The sequence below is a fragment of the Pseudomonas sp. GCEP-101 genome (assembly GCF_025133575.1).
GTDB classification, from domain to species: domain Bacteria; phylum Pseudomonadota; class Gammaproteobacteria; order Pseudomonadales; family Pseudomonadaceae; genus Pseudomonas; species Pseudomonas nitroreducens_B.
The window spans coordinates 6,050,678-6,067,495 of the sequence record NZ_CP104011.1 but is presented as its reverse complement, the minus strand read 5'-3'; the positions used below and the strand labels follow the sequence as shown (position 1 = coordinate 6,067,495).

The following is a 16,818-nucleotide window of genomic DNA, read 5'->3' as shown; positions in this document are numbered from 1 at the left end:
CAGGCTATCAACCGCTCGAGGCGAGCAGAAATCATCCCGTTCAATAGTGGTTATCGTTTCTGGCGACTTCGGACGCCTTTGTCCGTCAGAAAGTTCCCTGCCTGCGGTGTTTTACAGCGAATACGGATATGCTTTCCGGCTGTTCACTCTCTTCAGGATTACCCCATGAATGCGCAACTCGTCGAACTCCTCACGCTGATCAGCTCCGGCTGCCTGGGGGAAGAAGAGATCCAGCAGATCGCCGACGAGGCGTCCCAGGCCTACGCGGACCCCGCGGCCTTCCTCGCCGCCAATCCGGACATCAACTACGACGACAGCTTCCCGATCCCCCTGGGCGAGTGGGTGGTGGTCGGTAGCCTGCCGGAAATCGTGCTGTTCATGGGTGACAGCTACGAGGAGCTGTTCGGCGAAATTCGCGCCTCCTTCGACCCGAGCGTGAGCTTCGTCCTGCAGGCCAAGCAACTGCGCAAGGCCGAGCCGCTGGCGGCGCTGAATCGCATTCAGACCCAGCTCGGCGCGCTGTATCCGGAGAAGGGCGGCTACGTCCTGGTGGACTTCAGCGAGCCGCTGGATACCGAGCTGCAGTGCGTGCTGGTCTATCGCAACGACCTGGAACGCGTCATGGCGCTGTGCGTGGAGATCGGCATTCCGGCAGTGCCGGCGCTGCAAGCGGCACAGCAAGCGGCTCAGGAATGACCAGGCGGCGCCTTGCTGAGCAGGGCGCCCAGGTCCACCAGGAGCTGCCCGCCAATGCAACGGCTCGGCAGCTCTCCCTGATCGATCCAGCCGTGCACAATGCTTTGGCGATCCCCCAGACCGATCAACTGCGCAAAACGTTCGGGCGTCACGTAATAGCCACCTGCGCGCAAGTCCGGGGTGAATCCACTTCCCTCTTTCATGCTTCGTCCAGCACCATCCAGCCCCTCTAATCCACAGCTTTCGCCGTGGTCCGGATGATGAATCTATCCCAACTGTTAGGGCGTTTATCCGGACTTGAGCGGTCTCGGAAATGGACGACACATGATGAAGAAGCGTTTCCTGTTCACCGCAGGAGAAAGGCTACGGGCGCTTCGCTCGTTGACAGGCCTGTCACGCCGCGCCTTTGCAGAAACAGTCGGCATGAAGCCCAAGGATGTGGAAAACATCGAGTACGGCAACCAGCGCATGCGCGACATGGATTTCCAGAAGGTCTGCAGCGTCTACCCGGATTTCAGCCGCTGGATCACCTACGAGGGCCCCATCGACCCGGCCGAAGTGAGCTGGAAGGTCGAGGACTCTGCCCAGCGTGCGGCGGTCTATCTGGTCAAGAGCAATCCCCAGTTGCTGACCACCCTCGGCCTGACCCTGGAGCAGTGGCAGGCGCGGCATCAGGAGGTGCTGGAAAGTCTCGACCATGAAGAGCGCCGGCTGCGCGAGGACCCCGCCGACGTGTGAAGGCGGCTCAGGCCGTGCCGCCGGTGCGACGCAGGTAGGCGATCACGTCGGGCGCGCCGGCTTCCCGCAGGCCCAGGCCGAAGGCATCCGATTGCGGATGGTCCCTGGGCAGCAGCAGGCTTTCCGGGGTCTCCGAATTGAACAGGCCGAAGCGCGCGTAGGGCATGCCGGTTTCCAGCAGCAGCTCCATGAACGCCGCTTCGCTCCAGGCCTTGGCCGGCATGGCGAGCATGTGGAAGTCCCGGGCCAGTTCGTCCAGCACGACGCTGTCCAGCGAAAAGCGCTGGATAGTCGCCGGCAGGATGATTTCCAGGCCGCGGCGCCTTGCATACACCACCGCGTTGGCCAGTTCGCAGGGGTGGTTGTCGTCGTCCCAGAACAGCCGCGCGCCGTGCCAGCCGGCGCTGCGCAACTGCAACGGCGCCTTGCGCTCGAAGCCGGGCAGGGCTACACCCAGCACCTTGGTGAAATCGTTGTAGCTGATGATCCGCACCTTGCGGCACTGCTCGCAGTTGGACAACTCTTCCAGCCCGGCCAACGGGCTGTCGAGCAGGCTGCGGCAGCACAGGCCGTCGATGCTGCGCACATCGACCGCCGGATGCGCCTCGCGGACGCTGGTCACCAGGCGCTTGAGCACCGCGTGGATGCGTGCCTTGTCTTCCTGCACGGGGCCGGAGAGCGCGCCGCGCGGCAGGTCGATCAACCGATACAGCGGCGGGCCGGATTGCCAGCCGAGGCCGGCGGGCCAGTCGGGCAGGGGCTCGAAGGGCAGCGACAGGCTCCGGCTGCGTTCGGCGATATTCCGCCCCTCTGTCGCGCCGATGCCCAGACGTTGGGCAAGGGCTGCCAGCCGGCTGGTCACGCTGCGGGGGCGAGGTGGTTGACTCATGGACGACGCAAGGCTCCCGAAGGCTGGCTGGGCAGTGCAGGAAGCGCCGGGCCGGCGCGGCGAATTGCCCTAAGCATAGAAAACCCTGGCGCCGTTTGGCGCATGCGTTGTGGCAAAATTCTGTCCTTCATTTCCAGGAGGCCTCCATGGCGTGCGTTGTGCTGGATATTTCCCTGTCGGCGGATCGGCTTCAAGCGCTCTACCGCGGGCACGCCAACCGGGTCCAGGTGACCAGTCGCGACGGTCGGCAGGTCAATTTGCCGGCGTATCACCTGCGCCCATTCGTCACTCATTCCGGAGTGCACGGCAGCTTCGAGCTGGAATTCGACGATTCCGGGCGGCTGCTGGCGCTGCGTCGCCTCGCCTGAGCGAGGGCGGACTGGCTATAATAGCGCCCCATTTTGCCGACCGATGCCCGACCATGTACAGCCTGGCCCGCGAGCTCCTGTTCAAGCTCTCCCCGGAAACTTCCCATGAATTGTCCATCGACCTGATCGGCGCCGGTGGCCGCCTGGGCCTCAATGGCCTGCTGACGCAGGCCCCGAAGAGCCTGCCAGTGAAGGTCATGGGCCTGGAATTCGCCAACCCGGTGGGCCTGGCGGCCGGCCTGGACAAGAACGGTGATGCCATCGATGGCTTCGCCCAGCTGGGCTTCGGCTTCGTCGAGATCGGCACCGTCACCCCGCGCCCGCAGCCGGGCAACCCCAAGCCACGCATCTTCCGCCTGCCGCAAGCCACCGCGATCATCAACCGCATGGGCTTCAACAACCACGGCGTCGATCACCTGATCGAGCGGGTCAAGGCGGCGAAGTACAAGGGCGTGCTGGGCATCAACATCGGCAAGAACTTCGACACGCCGGTCGAGCGCGCGGTGGACGACTACCTGATCTGCCTGGACAAGGTCTACGCCCACGCCAGCTACGTCACGGTCAACGTCAGCTCGCCGAATACCCCCGGCCTGCGCAGCCTGCAGTTCGGCGATTCGCTCAAGCAATTGCTCGAAGCGCTGCGCCTGCGCCAGGAAGACCTGGCCGTGCAGCACGGCCGCCGTGTGCCGCTGGCGATCAAGATCGCCCCGGACATGAGCGACGAGGAGACGGCGATGGTCGCCGCGGCGCTGATCGACGCGGGCATGGACGCGGTGATCGCCACCAACACCACGCTCGGCCGCGAAGGCGTCGAGCACCTGCCGTTCGGTAACGAGGCGGGTGGTTTGTCGGGGGCTCCGGTGCGCGAGAAGAGCACTCACATCGTGAAGGTGCTGGCGGGTGAACTGGGCGGTCGCCTGCCCATCATCGCGGCCGGCGGTATCACGGAGGGCGCGCACGCGGCCGAGAAGATCGCCGCCGGTGCCAGCCTGGTGCAGATTTATTCGGGCTTCATCTACAAGGGCCCGGCGCTGATCCGCGAAGCGGTGGATGCCATTGCGGCAGCCCAGCGCGGGTAAGACAGAAGGCAGAAATAAGTAGGGCTCCTTTCGGAGCCCTGGGGCTTGCGCCCTTTTCCGCCCGGATGGGGCGGCTTGGGGAAGTCGGGGGTGACCCTGGATTCAGCCTGTTGCGTGCTGCAATTGGTTCACTCGTTGAATACCGGCGGCGCCGGTCAAACCATCCCAGTTGTCGCCGCGGCCCTCACGCCAGCCGTTGAGCCAGGATTGCCGGGTGGTGGGATGGGTAAACGGACAGAGGTCGCGAGATTTTCCAGTAATGCCGTGCTGATAACCACGCAAAAAGGCTCTTTCCAACGGATCACGCTTAAGTCTTCTCATAGGGTATTGCCCTCACTTGTTGACTGTTATGTCCCGTTGGCCCCCCAGGGAGGCCGGGCGGAAATTTCCGCCAATGGAGCGCATTGCCGGCGTGACGCGCCCCGCCCGACACCGTTGCGGTGAAGGATTAACCCGAGTTCTATCGAAAGGTTCCGGGGCTGTGAATGACCAATTTGTCATAAGGACGTAACTCTTATGGGTTCAAGCCATAAGGTTCGTCGGGTTTGCAAAATGCCAGTACGGCATAACCCGCCAGGGGCGGGAGCTTGCCGAGGATCAAGAGGAATGTGTGTCTAATTGAGACCACCTCTCGTTCCGACGAGTGGGATGGCTTTCTGCGACGCGAGGCCGCAGGCCGGCGCGCCGACCCATCCCTGAAAATGACGATACGGGCCACCTTTGCGTTTGCGCGGATGAACAAAAGGTGGCCGACAAGGCCGTAAGCGGCTTTGCTGAAAGGGCTTGGGCCCAGGAACTATTTGCATGGCGGATTTGCACGATCTCTTCCTCACCTGCCCGAAAGGGCTCGACGGCCTGTTGCTGGAGGAAGCCCAGGCGCTCGGGCTGACCGAGGCGCGCGCCCAGGTTTCGGCCATTCGTGGCAAGGGCGACCTGGAGACGGCCTATCGCCTGTGCCTGTGGTCGCGTCTGGCCAACCGCGTGCTGCTGGTGTTGTCGCGCTTCCCGGTGAACAACGCGGAGGATCTCTACCTGGGCGTCAACGCCGTGCCCTGGAGCGACCACCTGGACGCCGGCGGCAGCCTGGCGGTGGAGTTCAGCGGCAAGGGCTCGGGCATCGACAATACCCACTTTGGCGCGCTGAAGGTGAAGGACGCCATCGTCGACAACCTGCGCGCGGAGTTCGGCAAGCGCCCGACGGTGGACAAGGTCAACCCGGATATCCGCGTGCACCTGCACCTGGATCGCGGCCAAGCCGTGCTGTCTCTGGACCTTTCCGGCCATAGCTTGCACCAGCGGGGCTACCGCCTGCAGCAGGGCGCCGCGCCGCTGAAGGAAAACCTCGCGGCCGCCGTGCTGATTCGCGCCGGTTGGCCGAAGATCGCCGCTGAAGGCGGCGCATTGTCCGATCCAATGTGCGGTGTCGGCACCTTCCTCATCGAGGCTGGCCTGATGGCCGCCGATATCGCGCCGAACCTCAAGCGCGAGCGCTGGGGCTTCAGCCACTGGCTGGGCCATGTGCCGGCCATCTGGAAGAAATTGATCGAGGAAGCCCAGCAGCGTGCAGAAATCGGCCTGGCGAAGACTCCGTTGTGGATTCGTGGCTACGAGGCGGACCCGCGGCTGATCCAGCCGGCGCGCAACAACATCGAACGCTCCGGCCTGGCCGAGTGGGTGAAGATCTACCAGGGGGAGCTGGCCACCTTCGAGCCGCGCCCGGACAAGGGCCAGAAGGGCCTGATCATCTGCAACCCGCCCTACGGCGAGCGTCTGGGTGACGAAGCCAGCCTGTTGTACCTCTATCAGCACCTGGGCGAACGCCTGCGCCAGAGCTGCCTGGGCTGGAGCGCCGGCGTGTTCACCGGTGCACCCGAGCTGGGCAAGCGCATGGGCATCCGTAGCCACAAGCAGTACGCCTTCTTCAACGGCGCGCTGCCCTGCAAGCTGATCATGCTGGACGTGGAGCCGCGCCAGTTCGTGACCGGCGAGCGGGGTGAACGCAGCGAAGCGACTGCTGCGCAGGGCCCGGCAGTGATCGAACAGGCGCGCCTGAGCGAAGGCGGGCAGATGTTCGCCAACCGCCTGCAGAAGAACGTCAAGGCGCTGGGCAAGTGGGCGCGCAAGGAAAAGATCGAGTGCTACCGCGTGTATGACGCCGACATGCCCGAGTACGCCCTGGCCGTGGACCTTTACCGCGACTGGGCGCATGTGCAGGAATACGCGGCGCCCAAGTCCATCGATCCGGAGAAGGCACAGACCCGTTTGCTTGACGCGCTCGCCGCGCTGCCGCAGGCGCTGGGCATTCCCACCGAGCGCATCGTGATCAAGCGCCGTGAACGCCAGACCGGCAAGAAGCAGTACGAGCGGCAGAACGCCGAAGGCCGCTTCATGGAGGTCGAGGAGGGCGGCGTGAAGCTGCTGGTCAACCTGACCGACTACCTGGATACCGGCCTGTTCCTCGACCACCGGCCGATCCGCCTGCGCATCCAGCGCGAGGCGGCAGGCAAGCGCTTCCTCAACCTGTTCTGCTACACGGCCACGGCCACCGTGCACGCCGCCAAGGGCGATGCGCGCAGCACCACCAGCGTCGACCTGTCCAAGACCTACCTGGATTGGGCGCGGCGCAACCTGTCGCTCAATGGTTTCTCCGACAAGCAGCGCCTGTTGCAGAGCGACGTGATGGAGTGGCTGCGCGAGGACCGCGGCGAGTACGACCTGGTGTTCATCGATCCGCCGACCTTCTCCAACTCCAAGCGCATGGAAGGGGTGTTCGACGTGCAGCGTGACCATGTCGAGCTGATCGACCTGGCCATGGCGCGCCTGGCCAAGGGCGGGGTCCTGTACTTCTCCAACAACTTCCGCAAGTTCGAGCTGGATGAAGGCCTGGCCGCGCGTTACCAGGTCGAGGAAATCAGCGCGCAGACGCTGGACCAGGATTTTGCCCGCAACAGCAAGATCCACCGCGCCTGGCGTATCACCGTACGCTGATGCCCGGGCGGCGTGCGGCCTTGGCCGCGCGTCGCGCCAACGCTGGGCAAATGGCCATCGGCTGCTATAAAAACTGAGTACTCCTGAGAACGGGAAACTCCATGACTCAGTTGCCGGCCTACGAGCAGTTGCCCGCCGCTCAGGGAGTCGCCAGCCATAGGAAGGCCCTGCGTGCCGCCGCTGTGGTGCTGGTGGCGGGCCTTTTGCTGACGGCGCTGCTGGGCTGGAATGTCTGGCGCAATGCCCGCATGGCCCTGGAGCAGCAGTTCGTGCTCACTGCCAATGAGCGTATCGACCGGGTGCGCGAGCGGTTGTCGACGCAACTGAGCGAACTGGAGTCGATCCAGCGGTTTTTCGAGAACTCCCAGGACGTTTCCCGCGAGGAGTTCGAACACTTCGTCAGTCCGTTGCTCGGCGATACCTTGGGGTATGCCTGGCTGCCCCGTGTCGATCAGGGCCAGCGCGACGCATTCGAGGCTCGCGCCCATGCTGCCGGCATGCTCGACTACATGTTGTTCGAGCTGGACCTGCAGGGGCGGCCGATTCCGGCACAGGTTCGCGAGCGCTACTTTCCTGTCCTGTATGGCGCCTCCGAATATCTGGAGGAGATGCCCCTGGGGCTGGACCTCAACTCCACCCTGCCGGGGCGCGAGCTGACTCAGCGGGTGATGAAGACGCGCGCGGTGGCCGCCTCGATGCCGGTGGTGTTGCCCGGCGCGCCACCGGCGGATTCCACTGGCCTGCTGCTGGCGGCCCCCCTCTATCGCAACAGCGCGATGTCCAGCCCGACGGCGGAGACGCGCGTCGGCATCCGGGGCATCCTGCTGGCGGCGATCAGCTACCGTCTGCTCATCGAGCAGGGCTCGCAAGTGCGGGGCGAGCAGTTGGCGCTGACCCTGCGCGATGCCGGCGATCCCCGCCCGGACGTGCCGCTTTATCGCAGCCCGGTGCTGGCGGACCAGACGGCAGGTCTGGTCTCGGAGCGCCACCTGCCGTTCGCCGGCCGCGACTATCTGGTGCGTGTCGAGCCTTCCAGCGACTTCCTCCGGCGCAACCAGGGGCACCCGCAATGGTGGGTGGTGTTTGCCGGCGGGCTGACCTCGCTCCTGCTGGCCGGCTACGTGCTGACGCTGCTCGGCCAGCGCCAGCGCGCCCTGCAGCTGGTGGCCGAGCGCACCGCCGAGCTGCGGGCGAACCAACTGGAACTGCAGGAGAACCAGGCGCGCCTGCACTTCGCCATGGATAGCGCCGGGCATGGCGTCTGGGACTGGAGCCTGGATACCGGCAACGTCTTCTATTCCCACGCCTGGAAGGCCATGCTCGGTTATCGCGACAGCGAGGTGGGCACGTCCACCGATGAGAGCCTGAGCCGCGTCCACCCGGACGACCAGGCGGCGCGCTGCGATGCGTTGCGCCGGCACCTTCGCGGCGAATCCTCGCTGTACCAGAGCGAACACCGGCTGCGCTGCAAGAGCGGGCGCTGGCTCTGGGTGCTCGATCGCGGGCAGGTGGTGGAGCGCGACAACAGCGGCGCGCCACGACGGATGATCGGCACCCAGACCGACATCAGCTCGCGCAAGGCGGCCGAGCTGGAGCTGGGCGAGGTGAACAGCCGTCTGCACGGCCTGCTCGATGCGGCGACCCAGGTGGCCATCGTCTCCACCGACCTGCGTGGCTTCGTGCGCAGTTTCAATGTGGGGGCCGAGCGCATGTTCGGCTACAGCGCCCATGAGGTGATCGGGCGGCCCGTGCCGGAAAATGTGTTCGTCAAGGACGAGATTCGCCGCCGCGCGCACGAATTGTCCAGCGTGCTCGGGCGCGAGATTCGCGGGTTCGACGTGGTCGGTGCGCTGGTGGGCGAGGGCCATGAAGAGCACGAGTGGACCTGTATCCGCCGCGATGGCCGGCAACTGAAGATCAACCTGATCATCACCGGCGTCCGCGATTCGGCCGGCCATACGACGGGCTACCTGGGCATCGCCACCGACATCACCCGGCGCAAGGAGGCGGAGCTGGAGCTGCGGCGGCTGTCGGTCACCGATGCGCTCACCGGGATCCATAATCGCCGCTACTTCAAGGAGCAACTCGACCAGGCCATGGCGCGCTGCTCCCGTAGTTGCGAGCCACTGTCCCTGGTGATGTTCGACATCGACCATTTCAAGAACATCAATGACCGCTTCGGCCACGAGGCCGGTGATGTCGTGCTGGTCACCTTGTGCCAGCGGATCGCGCAGCGTCTGCGCAAGGTCGATGTGTTCTGCCGCCTGGGCGGCGAGGAGTTGGTGGTGCTTTGCCCGGGCAGCACCGCGGACCAGGCCTGGCAATTGGCCGAGGCGTTGTGGCAGGCCCTGCGCAGCCAGCCGATGGAGGGGGTGGGGATCGTGACAGCGAGCTTCGGCGTGGCGTCCTGGCGCCCTGGAGAGAGTGCGGACGACCTGATGCGCAAGGTGGATAGGGCGGTCTACCGTGCCAAGCGGCTCGGGCGTGATCGGCTGGAGCGGGTGGAAGCCTGATGCGAAAACCCCGGCCATCGGGCCGGGGTTCGCGTGGGTCAGTGCTTGGTGCTGTTGTAGAGGTCCAGCAACACCTGGTCCAGGATCGAGGACGCGCCCCACGGCCGGTTGCTGTTGAGGATCGCCACCACCACCCAGGTGCGGCCGTTGGCGTCGCGGCTGAAGCCGGCGAGGGCGCGCACGGTGTTCAGGGTACCGGTCTTCACGTGGGCTTCGCCGGCCATGGGCGTGCCACGCAGGCGTTTACGCATGGTGCCGTCTTTGGCCACGATCGGCAGCGAGGAAATGTATTCCGCGGCGTAGGGGCTGTGCCATGCGGCTTGCAGCATGGCCGCCATCTCGCGGGCGCTGACGCGTTCGTCGCGGGACAGGCCCGAGCCGTTTTCCATCACCAGATGGCTCGCGGTGATGCCCTTGCGCGCCAGCCACTGGCGAATCACCCGCTGCGCAGCCTGGGCGTCGTCCGCGTCGGCGCCGTTGCGGTACTGGCGGCCGACCGAGAGGAACAGTTGGCGGGCCATGGTGTTGTTACTGTACTTGTTGATGTCGCGGATGATCTCCACCACGTCCGGCGACATCGCGCGGGCGACCAGGGTGGCGTTCTTCGGCACCGCGCCTTCGCGATCCTTGCCGAGGATGCTGCCGCCCAGCTCCTGCCAGATGCCGCGCACGGCGCCAGCGGTGTACGCCGGGTGCTCGAGCAGCGACATGTAGGTCTGAGCGCTGCACCCCTGGGGAATCTGCCCGGTGGCGACTAGCGACGTGCCGTCGAACTGGGTCACCGGGTTGAAGCGCAGTTTCGGCCAGGCCGGGCACGCTGCGGCCTTGCTCACCTGGATCTGGTTATCGATACGAACGTTCGCCAGCGGCGGATCCATCAGCACAGTGGCCTTGCTGCCTTCGGTGCGGATCACCAGGCGCACGCTCTTCAAATTGACCATCAGCGAGTCGGGGCCGACCAGGAAGGGCTTGTTGTCGTCGCCGCCGTCATCGTTGAACACCGGCAGCTGCGGAATGTTGAAGTAGCTGCGGTCCAGCACCAGATCACCCGTGACGGTGCGTACGCCATTGGCGCGCAGGTCGCGCATCATCAGCCAGAGCTTTTCCAGGTTCAGCTTCGGGTCGCCGCCGCCCTTGAGGTACAGGTTGCCGTTGAGGGTGCCGTCCTTGAGCTGGCCGTCGGTGTAGAACTCGGTCTGCCACTGGTAGGTCGGGCCGAGCATTTCCAGCGCGGCGTAGGTGGTGAACAGCTTCATGGTCGACGCCGGGTTCACCGAGACGTCGGAGTTGAAGTAGGTCGCGTTGCCGGGGCCTTCCAGCGGAATCATCACCAGCGACAGGGCATCGTCGGTGAGCTTGCTGGCCCGCAGCGCTTTCTGTACGCGTTCGGGCAGGGTGGTGTTGATCTGGGCAACGGCCGGCAAGGCGAAGGGCAATAAGGTAGCGAGAGCGAGGACGCGCAGAGACTTGAACATAGAAAAGGTGACATCCCAGTGGTCGGGCATTGACTTGAAAAAATGAAAAGATGAAGCGCAACACTACAGATGAAATACTCCCTGTTGGACCGGGAGCTGCGGCACATTATGCCGCAAGCCGTTCCAGGATGCGCAGACCTTCGAATACCGATCGTCTCGGGAAAAACCCTGCAGGACAGCGTTTGGGCAAGTTCTGGAAACGCAACTACATCGAATAGCGGATGCTGCTATTGAGGAGAGAGTCGGATGGCCACCCAACGTTCCCGTCGTTTACGCAAGAAGTTGTGTGTCGATGAATTCCAGGAGCTCGGATTCGAGTTGAGCTTCAACTACAAGCAGGGGCAGAACGAGGAGACTATCGGCGCATTCATGCAGCGTTTCGCGGCCGACGCCGTCGAGCCGAATGATCTGGTCTACAGCGGTTGTGACGAGTACGGATTCATTTGCCTGGCGCGGCGCGGCTCAGTCACTGCGCAGCAGCGGGATTGGGTCGAAGGGTGGTTGAAACAGCAGCCCGAACTGGCGGAGGCGACTGTCGGTCCGCTGGTCGATGCCTGGTACCCGGACCAGCCGGTCAATCCGCCGGGCCAGTGAGTGCAAGGCTCTCGTCCGCTTCCAGGACGCGCATTAGCGCCCATGGATCGAGCGGTTTGGGCAGGCACGCGAGCACCGGCAGGCCGCGCGCTCTGAGTGTCTCCAGCAGGGCGAGCAGTTCTTCTTCGTCACGGCAGCTCAACAGGACTGCCTGACGAATGCTCCCCGCCTCGGCCAACTCGCAGACCAGTTCGATGCCATCGGTGCCGGGTAGGTTGATGTCGCATAGCAGCAGATCGAACGGCTCGCTGCGACGCGCGCACTCCTCGCGTGCTTCGCTGGCATCCAGTGCCGGGGACAACCTGAAGAAACCCAGCCGGTTCAAGTGCATTTGCGCGGCGATCAGTTGGAAGGGGTGGTCTTCGACAACCAGAATGCTGAATTTATTATTTTGCACAGATGGGGCTCCAGGAAGTTGCAGGTCGCCATCGGGTGTTGCCAACTTTTCAACTCACCTGTGGCGCAAATTGCTTCTGTTGGGCTTTCGCGAATACTGAGTTAAGCCAATTCGCCGGTATGCGCTTGCTGGGTCTTCTGCTTTTTAATGCGTCAGTGGAAATTGTGCGCGGATTTGCTTTTCGGTTTTTACTTTCGTGTTTGTCAGTCTGGATTAATGATTGGCTAACTTGATTGCTGTTCGCGAGTTCCTTCGGTCCCAACTGTAGCGTTGCGATTTTCTCTACCTTGTTTGACAGGCGGGGAGAATAATTACCTTGCCCTGTGGGGATTGGCTGGTAGTGAATGTGATGGAAGTCAGCTATCTGCGAACACCCTGTCGTTATCCCATTTTCTAGGATGGCGGCGCCCAGCATTCCTGCAACCTTAGGCTTCAGCTGGAATGTTCCAGTGCCGGGGTTTTGACCGGGTGCCATTGTCGCTATGTGATGAACGATAAAACCTGATTGTAAAGAGAACTTCGGGAGCATGGTGGCGGAATAAAAGGTGGGATGTGCAGAGATAAGGACGAGTTTTTTCAGGAAACAGAGTCAGCTTATCTATCGTCGGGTGTCGGAATCTTCTTGCTATAGGGCTGAAGATGCCGGGTCGCTTAGGGTTACTTGTAGGAATTATTTAGTTGTTGTGTAGGAAATTCCTCTAATCGCAATTATTGAGGGTGGCCAATCTCGACAGAATAGAAGCGGCCTATATCTTACCGATGACGAAGGAAATCCATTTCGACGGGTCTGAGGAAGGAAGCTGATGAGCAAAGTTCTAATTGTCGATGATCACCCAGTCATACGCATGGCGATGCGTGTGCTGTTGGAAAAGGAAGGCCACGTCATCGTTGGTGAAACCGACAACGGTGTGGACGCGCTTTCGCTTGTCAAGGATTTGGTTCCTGACTTGGTCGTTCTGGATATTGGCATCCCCCGGCTCGATGGCCTGGAGGTGATCAGCCGTATCTCTGCCTTCGAGCTGCCGCTCAAGGTGCTGGTGTTGACCGGCCAGAGTGCCTCGCTGTTCGCCATGCGTTGCATGCAGGCTGGCGCCTCGGGTTTCGTCTGCAAGCAGGGTGGCCTGGCGGAACTGATCAGTGCGGTGAATGCGGTGGTTGCCGGTTACAACTATTTCCCCAGTACGGCCGTTCGACAGACCCGCCGCAATAACGGGCAGATGGATGATCAGGAGCTGATCCAGCGCCTGTCGGACCGTGAGATGGCGGTTCTCCAATATCTCGCCAACGGTTATTCGAACAAGGAAATCTCGGAGCAGATGTTCATCAGCAACAAGACGGTCAGCACCTACAAGACCCGTCTTCTGCTGAAGCTCAACGCGCATTCGCTGGTCGACCTGATCGAGTTCGCCAAGCGAAACGCGCTGGTTTGAGGTGTGTGATGTGCCGCTTCCGCTTCCTCGTTGGTGTATTGCTACTCATCTGTTGCGGATGGGGAATGGCGGAGCAGCGCGATTGGACCTCGATGAACCTGCTGGCTCGTTCGACGGACGGGCCGGTCAAGGTGCATCTGAACGATGCTGACTGGCAGTGGTTGCGTGACAAGCGTGTTCTGCGCCTGGGCGTGACCGCCCCGGACTACGCGCCATTCGACATCACCGCCAGCGGCACGGACCTCGAAGGCATTACGGCAGACTTCGCCGGCGTCATCGCCGACACGCTCAATATCCATGTGGAGGTGCGCCGCTACCCGGATCGGGATTCCGCCCTGGGAGCACTCGAGCGGGGCGACATCGACATGCTCAGCCGCTCAACCGGTTATGAGGCGACGCATCCGGATGTTGCCCTGTCCCACCCGTATTTCTCCAATCAGCCGGTGGTCATCGGCCCGCAGGGCCTGCGTCTGGACAGCGCCGAGCAGTTGTCGGGAAAGCGTATCGCGGTGGTGAGCGACTACTTCTCGGTGGATGAGCGGGACAAGTACCTGTCCGGGGCGACCATTCAAAGCTATCAGTCGGTGCGCCGCGCGCTTGAGGCTGTGGCTTTCGGCCAGGCAGATCTGTACGTCGGCGATGCGTTCAGCGCGCAGTACCTGATCAGTCAGGGATACCTGTCGAATCTCAAACCGCTCAACTTCGCGGGTTTCGATCGGGAGGGCTTCAGCTTTGCAGTAAAGGCGTCTGCCGCCGAGTTACTGAACATCCTTGATCGCACCCTCGTCGCCATTCCGCCCCAGGCCCGGGCTACCATCCAGCGGCGTTGGAGTCCGGGTGGGGCCTTCTCGATTGCCAACCAGCGGCTGATTCTCACCCCCCGGGAGCAGCGTTGGCTTGAGCGTAATCCGCGTCCGGTAGTGGCCATCGACCAGGCACTGGCCCCGGTATCGTTCATCGATGCCCAGGGACAGTTCCGCGGTATTGCCGCCGACCTGCTGGATCTCATCCAGAGCCGCACCGGCCTCGAATTCGAGGTGCGCCCGCAGCCCAGTGTCACTGCCATGATGGACGAGGTCCGCGCGGGCAAGGCCGAGATCATCGCCGGTTTGACGCCGACCCCGGAGCGTGAGGAGTGGTTCGGTTTTACCCGTCCCTACATGACTGCTTCCTTCGTGGTCGTGGTTTCCGGGAAAAGCCACTGGTTACGTTCGCTGAGTGATCTGGACGGGCACCGGGTGGCGGTGCCCAAGGGCTCGTTCCTGGCGAGCTTCCTGCGCGAGCACCATCCCCTGGTGAAGCTGGTGGAGGTCGAGAACAACGTCGATGACCTGGCGATGATCAGCGAGGGCAAGGTGGATGCGGGCATTCATTTCCTGTCGTCCGCCAACTACCTGATCTCGCATTACTACCCCGACCTGCGTGTGGCGCTTGGCCTGGATATGGAGCCGGGCCAGTTTTCCATGGCGGTATCCCAATCGTCCCCTGAGCTGCTTGGCATCCTGAACAAGGCGATGCTGGCGATTTCCCCCGAGGACATGAGCAATATCGTCACGCGCTGGTCAGCCAGCGTGGAAAAGCCCGATAGCATCTGGGAAGGCTACCGCACTCAATTCATCCAGTTCGCCTGGGGCGCGGCAGTGCTGTTGCTCTTGCTGCTGCTGTGGAACTGGTGCCTGTGGCTGAAGGTTCGTCGCCGCCAGGACTCCGAGCGCGAGCTCAACTACCGCCTCGAATTCAAGCGCGCGCTGATCGATGGGATTCCCCAGCCGGTGGCTGTGCGTGACCGGGATGGGCGACTGGTCACCTGCAATATCGGTTTCCTCAAGGAGACCGGCATGGCTAGCGAGACTGTCGTCGGGACTCAGGTGGGCGACAGCCCATGGCTGGACCCGCAGGACGCCAAGGTGATCCAGCAGATCCATCAGCAAGCGATGGAGCAGGATGGCAAGGTGGCCTCCGATCTGATTCTGCCGATTCGCGAGGATGTGCGTGAAATCCATTACTGGGCTACGCCCTATCATGGCCCGGGCGGCGAACTGTCCGGCGTGGTGACGGGCTGGATCGACGTCACCGAACGGGAGCGGCTGCATCACCAGCTCGAGGCTGCCAAGGAGCAGGCCGAAGAGGCGAACCGAGCCAAGAGCACGTTCCTCGCCACCATGAGCCACGAGATCCGTACGCCGATGAACGCGGTCATCGGCATGCTGGAGCTGGCGCTGACCCGTGCGGACCAGGGGCACTGGGAGCGTGAGCCGGTCGAAGTGGCCTACGATTCGGCGCGTTCCTTGTTGACCCTGATCGGCGACATTCTCGATGTCGCCAAGATCGAGTCAGGCCGTTTGACCCTGATGCCCGAGCGTGCCCACCTGCGGGAGCTAGTGGAGTCGGTTGCCCGGGTGTTCGATGGGCTGGCCCGGCAGAAGGCGCTGGAGCTCAGGTTGGAAATCGAGGCCGAGGCCGCCTGCGATGTGCTGATCGATCCGTTGCGGTTCAAGCAGATCCTATCGAACCTGGTGAGCAATGCCATCAAGTTCACCGACATCGGACATGTGAAGATCCGCGTCTGCGGCGAGCGGGTCGCCGGCGAGCGCCTGGCTCTGGAAGTCAGTGTGCAGGACAGCGGGATCGGCATTTCCGAGGATGAACAGCGCCAGCTGTTCGAGCCCTTCAGTCAGGTCGCCCGCAGTGGCGACACCAGTCGTGGCGGCACCGGGCTGGGACTCACCATCTGCCGCAAGCTGGCGGAGATGATGGGGGGCACAGTGCGCATGGAAAGTTGCCCGGGCGAAGGCACCACGGTCACGGTGCGGCTGTTGCTCCAGACCCTGGAAAGTCTGCCGGAAGGCGATGCGGTACAGGCGCTGGTCGTGCCCAGGACGACTCATTCACTGAAGGTGTTGGTGGTCGACGATCACGTCGCCAACCGGATGCTGTTGTCGCAGCAACTGGAGCACCTGGGGCACCAGATCGAAGTGGCGGCCGATGGTGTGCAGGCGTTGCAGCTATGGCATCCGGACGATTTCGACCTGGTGATCACCGACTGCAACATGCCGGTGCTCAACGGCTATGATCTGGCCAAGCGGATTCGTGAGCTGGAGCAGGAAATGGAAGCCAAGCCCTGCGTGATCTACGGCTTCACGGCGAACGCCCAACCCGATGAGGTCGAGAATTGCCGGCGTGCCGGCATGGACGACTGCCTGTTCAAGCCCATCGGCCTGGACAACCTGCGTCTGCGGCTGGAGGCAGTGCCGAAGATCTCGACACCCGATACTCCGCCGGTAGTGGAGCAGCGGACCGAGGGCTTCGACCTGCGGTCCCTTAAGGAGATGACCGGTGGCAATCCCGGTCTGATCCGCCGGCTGCTGGAAGAGCTGTACAGCAGCAACCAGGTCGACATCGATCAGGTCCAGCCGCTATGGGCGGCCGGTGACTGGAAGCAATTGGGCGACCTGGCCCACCGCATGAAAGGTGCGGCGCGGCTGGTCAACGCCGACGCGCTCCAGGAGCTGTGCGGCAAGCTGGAAGGCGGCTGCAAGGACGGTCTGGACAGCCAGGAAGTGCTCACCCGCGCATTGGCGGTGGAGAAAGCCATGGCTTCCCTGCAGGACGATCTCCTGCACCAGTTGCGCAAGCTCGCCGCCTAACCCC

Annotated in this window: 14 protein-coding genes; 9 read left to right on the top strand and 5 right to left on the bottom strand. The window is 63.2% G+C overall.

All coding sequences use genetic code 11. The annotated features are described in order from the left end of the window. Positions 1-165: 165 nt before the first annotated feature. A complete protein-coding gene (locus N0B71_RS27385; RefSeq protein ID WP_259756226.1) occupies positions 166-696 on the top strand; it encodes a hypothetical protein in 531 nt (176 codons plus the stop codon). Here the strand turns inward: N0B71_RS27385 and N0B71_RS27380 are convergent. Further along, positions 687-899, bottom strand: coding sequence for a helix-turn-helix domain-containing protein (locus N0B71_RS27380; RefSeq protein WP_259756225.1), 213 nt, complete (start codon positions 897-899; stop codon positions 687-689). The two genes, N0B71_RS27385 and N0B71_RS27380, sit on opposite strands and share 10 nt — an antisense overlap. Before the next feature lie 121 nt (positions 900-1,020). Here N0B71_RS27380 and N0B71_RS27375 point away from each other — a divergent pair, with 121 nt between their 5' ends. Beyond that, a complete protein-coding gene (locus N0B71_RS27375; RefSeq protein WP_331496133.1) occupies positions 1,021-1,434 on the top strand; it encodes a helix-turn-helix domain-containing protein in 414 nt (137 codons plus the stop codon). A gap of 7 nt (positions 1,435-1,441) precedes the next feature. Here N0B71_RS27375 and N0B71_RS27370 read toward each other — a convergent pair whose 3' ends face one another. Continuing rightward, the gene (locus tag N0B71_RS27370) at positions 1,442-2,323 is read right to left on the bottom strand and encodes a DUF6685 family protein (RefSeq protein WP_259756221.1); all 882 of its coding nucleotides are present in this window, start codon (positions 2,321-2,323) and stop codon (positions 1,442-1,444) included. A gap of 146 nt (positions 2,324-2,469) precedes the next feature. Here N0B71_RS27370 and N0B71_RS27365 point away from each other — a divergent pair, with 146 nt between their 5' ends. Both N0B71_RS27365 and N0B71_RS27360 read left to right on the top strand, forming a co-directional pair. Then, complete coding sequence (locus N0B71_RS27365; protein WP_259756219.1) at positions 2,470-2,691, top strand: DUF2835 domain-containing protein; 222 nt, start codon at positions 2,470-2,472, stop codon at positions 2,689-2,691. Positions 2,692-2,744: 53 nt separating this feature from the next. Next, positions 2,745-3,770, top strand: coding sequence for a quinone-dependent dihydroorotate dehydrogenase (locus N0B71_RS27360; RefSeq protein WP_259756217.1), 1,026 nt, complete (start codon positions 2,745-2,747; stop codon positions 3,768-3,770). A gap of 102 nt (positions 3,771-3,872) precedes the next feature. Here the strand turns inward: N0B71_RS27360 and rmf are convergent, their stop codons facing one another. Then, positions 3,873-4,091, bottom strand: coding sequence for a ribosome modulation factor (rmf, locus tag N0B71_RS27355; protein WP_081519407.1), 219 nt, complete (start codon positions 4,089-4,091; stop codon positions 3,873-3,875). Between the two features lie 483 nt (positions 4,092-4,574). Here rmf and rlmKL point away from each other — a divergent pair, with 483 nt between their 5' ends. Beyond that, the gene (rlmKL, locus tag N0B71_RS27350) at positions 4,575-6,758 is read left to right on the top strand and encodes a bifunctional 23S rRNA (guanine(2069)-N(7))-methyltransferase RlmK/23S rRNA (guanine(2445)-N(2))-methyltransferase RlmL (protein WP_259756215.1); all 2,184 of its coding nucleotides are present in this window, start codon (positions 4,575-4,577) and stop codon (positions 6,756-6,758) included. A gap of 101 nt (positions 6,759-6,859) precedes the next feature. Further along, entirely contained in the window at positions 6,860-9,271 is a 2,412-nt protein-coding gene (locus N0B71_RS27345; RefSeq protein WP_259756214.1) for a sensor domain-containing diguanylate cyclase, read from the top strand. Positions 9,272-9,309: 38 nt separating this feature from the next. Here N0B71_RS27345 and dacB read toward each other — a convergent pair whose 3' ends face one another. Then, positions 9,310-10,746, bottom strand: coding sequence for a D-alanyl-D-alanine carboxypeptidase/D-alanyl-D-alanine endopeptidase (dacB, locus tag N0B71_RS27340; RefSeq protein ID WP_259756212.1), 1,437 nt, complete (start codon positions 10,744-10,746; stop codon positions 9,310-9,312). A gap of 246 nt (positions 10,747-10,992) precedes the next feature. On the opposite strand from dacB, the gene N0B71_RS27335 reads away from it, so the two are divergent. Next, positions 10,993-11,340 (top strand): YggL family protein, encoded by a 348-nt coding sequence (locus N0B71_RS27335; protein ID WP_259756211.1) that lies wholly within the window; start codon positions 10,993-10,995, stop codon positions 11,338-11,340. On the opposite strand, the gene N0B71_RS27330 is transcribed toward N0B71_RS27335, so the two are convergent. After that, positions 11,321-11,737 carry a response regulator gene (locus N0B71_RS27330; RefSeq protein WP_259756210.1) on the bottom strand — a complete coding sequence of 139 codons (417 nt, stop codon included), beginning with the start codon at positions 11,735-11,737 and terminating at the stop codon, positions 11,321-11,323. The genes N0B71_RS27335 and N0B71_RS27330 overlap by 20 nt on opposite strands. Positions 11,738-12,540: 803 nt before the next feature. On the opposite strand from N0B71_RS27330, the gene N0B71_RS27325 reads away from it, so the two are divergent. Together N0B71_RS27325 and N0B71_RS27320 are read left to right on the top strand one after the other, a co-directional pair. Continuing rightward, positions 12,541-13,167, top strand: coding sequence for a response regulator transcription factor (locus N0B71_RS27325; protein ID WP_017519319.1), 627 nt, complete (start codon positions 12,541-12,543; stop codon positions 13,165-13,167). Positions 13,168-13,232: 65 nt separating this feature from the next. Next, positions 13,233-16,814 (top strand): transporter substrate-binding domain-containing protein, encoded by a 3,582-nt coding sequence (locus tag N0B71_RS27320; RefSeq protein ID WP_259756208.1) that lies wholly within the window; start codon positions 13,233-13,235, stop codon positions 16,812-16,814. Positions 16,815-16,818 lie beyond the last annotated feature (4 nt).